Raw genomic sequence first — 458 nt, 5'->3', positions numbered from 1 at the left:
GTCCTCGTTCACCGACCCAGGCGTCGCCTCGGTCGCAAAATCCACGCGCACTCAGAAGGTCTACCCGGGAGCGGCCTCATGCCCAGGTCTCCCTTTGCTGCGCCGCCGCTCCTTCAGGCGGGCCTCGTAAAGATGACGCCGCCCACCCGCCAGGTCGTCGCGGACACGGCGTTCGAGCGCGCGGAACACCTCGTAGTAGGTGTCCTCGAACTCCTCGATCACCTGGTAGGTCCAGCGCCCCGGCAGCACGTTCCGCCCGACCAGCTCCCGGTGGATCTCCGCGGCCCACTCCCCGTGACCGGCCTTCGCGAGATCGTCCGCCGCGTCGCCCAGGGTGAAGTCCGCATGCCCGATGAGCTGATGGAACGAGTACAGGTGCCCGCGCGCCCGCTCCACCGTCTCCAGCGCCTCACTCAGCTCACCCAACGCCACCACGGTGGCCTCGTCCAACTCGCCGT

General features: G+C 68.8%; 1 protein-coding gene. It reads right to left on the bottom strand.

All coding sequences use genetic code 11. From position 1 onward, the window contains the following. Positions 1–60: 60 nt before the first annotated feature. Positions 61–458, bottom strand: a 398-nt coding sequence (locus tag ACGWYJ_RS39040; RefSeq protein WP_395111757.1) for a hypothetical protein, incomplete at its 5' end; no start/stop codon positions are given.

The organism is Actinomadura sp. SCN-SB (assembly GCF_043906805.1).
GTDB lineage: Bacteria > Actinomycetota > Actinomycetes > Streptosporangiales > Streptosporangiaceae > Spirillospora.
Note: the sequence above shows the minus strand (reverse complement) of the source record. Positions and strands in the feature narration are given on the sequence as shown.